The organism is Methylobacterium sp. B1, assembly GCF_000333255.1.
Classification (GTDB): domain Bacteria; phylum Pseudomonadota; class Alphaproteobacteria; order Rhizobiales; family Beijerinckiaceae; genus Methylobacterium; species Methylobacterium fujisawaense.
On sequence record NZ_BACT01000428.1, the window covers coordinates 1 to 2,075 of the forward strand.

The 2,075-nt window shown below is 73.3% G+C and carries 4 protein-coding genes; all 4 read right to left on the reverse strand.

Going from position 1 to position 2,075, the window contains the following annotated elements:
- Nucleotides 1-292 (reverse strand): hypothetical protein (locus I53_RS34555; RefSeq protein WP_043351168.1); only part of this gene is annotated, 292 nt, incomplete at its 3' end.
- Entirely contained in the window at nt 258-575 is a 318-nt protein-coding gene (locus I53_RS12535) for a hypothetical protein (protein WP_043351171.1), read from the reverse strand. The genes I53_RS34555 and I53_RS12535, both read right to left, overlap by 35 nt.
- A 192-nt stretch (nt 576-767) precedes the next feature.
- Nucleotides 768-1,058: a DUF1330 domain-containing protein gene (locus tag I53_RS12540; RefSeq protein ID WP_043351173.1), complete on the reverse strand. Its 291-nt coding sequence runs from the start codon at nt 1,056-1,058 to the stop codon at nt 768-770.
- Nucleotides 1,059-1,130: 72 nt separating this feature from the next.
- Complete coding sequence (locus I53_RS12545; RefSeq protein ID WP_091954988.1) at nt 1,131-2,048, reverse strand: DUF3108 domain-containing protein; 918 nt, start codon at nt 2,046-2,048, stop codon at nt 1,131-1,133.
- Nucleotides 2,049-2,075: the final 27 nt, after the last annotated feature.

Here is a 2,075-nt window from a genome sequence, read left to right on the forward strand (position 1 = left end):
TCCGGGCGAGAGCCGCGGGGCACCCGATCATCCCGGTCGGGTGCGCGAGCATCCGCTCGATGGCGAGATGCGTCTTGCCGGTGTTGGTCGGCCCGAGGACCGCGGTGACGCCGCGGGCGCGGGCATCGCGGGACAGCGAGCGGCTGGGCGAGGGGCGGAGCAGCGCGTCGATGGTCGGCGGTTCCTTCGAACGGGAAGGCCGTCGCGGCGCCGTCGCGGCGCGGGCGGGGAGGCGGGTTCGACCGGCCGGCCGCGTCTCAGGGACGGTAGGGCCGGGACGGTCCGCCCTCATATGGGATGCCGCCCCCGCCAGGTCCAATCTGGGGCGTGATCATCGGGAAGATGTCGATCTGCGTCGTCGGCGTGCCCGGCTGCGGTGCCACGTCGGCGCAGAGCGTGTCGGGCACCGCCACGAGGGGGCCGCGCCGCGGCGGCCGGTGCTCGACGACTTCGGCCGACGAGAAGGCGTCACCGCCGCAGCCCGGATCGGCGGTGCCGGCGCTCAGGGGCTGCGCGGCCGCCGGGCCGGTGACGACGGCCAAGGCGAGGGCGATTCGGAGAGCAAGCGGGCGCATCCGCCGATTATCGCCGGGAACGTGAAGATTTCCTCCACCGCCGGCCGCGCGCTCCGGAGCCGCCTCCTCTGGGCCCGCAGGCACCTGAGGGAGAGCGCCACGGTTTCAGGCCTCGCGCTGCCCGAGGGCGCGGCGCTCCGGGCTGAGGGCGGCGCGGGCTGCATCGACCGCGGGCTCCGAACGCCAGGCGGATCAGTCGACGCCTTCGACGAGGACCACCTCGCCGATCCCCGCCGGCCGGCGCTTGGCGACGGCGGCCTGGTACTCGGGCGAGAAATAGTAGGCGCGCGCCGCCTCGTAGGACTCGAATTCCAGCACGACGTTGCGCGGACGGGCCTCGCCCTCCAGCGCCTCGCAGCGGCCGCCGCGCACCAGCGGCGTGCAGCCGTACTTGCGCATGGCCTCGGAGGCCATGGCGGCGTAGTCCTTGTAGGTCTCCGGATCGGTGACCGTCATCCGGACGATGATGTAGCCCTTGGGCATTGGCTGACCTCCCTGGCGCGGCTGTCGCGCCGCGCGGACGTGCCGGGAAAGCCGCGGGCGGTCAAACCGCCGCTACTGCCCGGGCAGGCTCGCCTGTGCGACGCTGGTGCCGGCGGCGCCGGCCGTCCCGGTCGTGCCCGCATTGCCGCCCTGGCTCCAGCGCGTCGCCTCGATGATGTTGGTGCCGATCGTGGTGAGCACCGAGATGCGCAGCGGGATCAGGACCCGCGTCCCCTCGACGGGGGCGAGCCAGACCGACATCTCGCGGTTCTCCTCCATGAACTTCACCCCCGGCCGGTCCGGGCGGTGGCCGGCCACCGCCTGGTAGCGGGCGTTGCAGACGAGCACCGGGCCGGCATAGCCGGGCTTCTGAACCGGGCGCGTCTCGGCGTAGCTCAGCACCACGTTGAAGCGGGTGGCGCCATCGAAGACCGGCAGGGTGCGGTTGCAGTTTTCCGGATCGAGGGGCTCGCCGCGTCCCTGAGTCGGCATCAGCAGGGCGCTGACCGGGTCGATGATGCCGCGCTTGTTGGAGGCTGTGACCGGGACGCGGTCCTGCATGTCGACGAGGGGCGGCGTGATCTCGGCCTGGACCACGTTGCCGTGCGCCAGGGCCATGCGCACCGCGATTCCGGAACTGGCCGTCTGGGTCGCGATGGCGAAGGCGCCGGGCTGCGGTGCCGCCGCGAAGCTTCCGGAGGCCCGGGCCGAGCCCTTGCCGCCGGTGATCGCGCCGACGAGGCCCGTGAGCACCGCCGACACGTCCATGAGGTAGCGGTCGCGGTCGAACGAACCGGCCAGCCGCGCCGTGCCGATCGGCAGGCCGGCGAGGTTAATGCCGTAATCGACCGCCACGGTCGCGGCAGCCCCCGCGGCCCGCTTCGCGCGCGACGCCCGCGAGGCGGCATCGGCCGGAGCCATGAGGGCGGCGAGGGCGAGGAGGCTGCCCGCGAGGCGCCCGGCAGCGTGCTTTGTCACAGGCTTGATCATCCGACGGATTGGCGTGGCGCTCATGAT

Excerpts from the sequence above, each read along its gene's own strand:
- I53_RS12535 (WP_043351171.1), bottom strand. The coding sequence starts at position 575 with ATGCGCCCGCTTGCTCTCCGAATCGCCCTCGCCTTGGCCGTCGTCACC.
- I53_RS12545 (WP_091954988.1), bottom strand. The coding sequence starts at position 2,048 with ATGATCAAGCCTGTGACAAAGCACGCTGCCGGGCGCCTCGCGGGCAGC.
- I53_RS12540 (WP_043351173.1), bottom strand. The coding sequence starts at position 1,058 with ATGCCCAAGGGCTACATCATCGTCCGGATGACGGTCACCGATCCGGAG.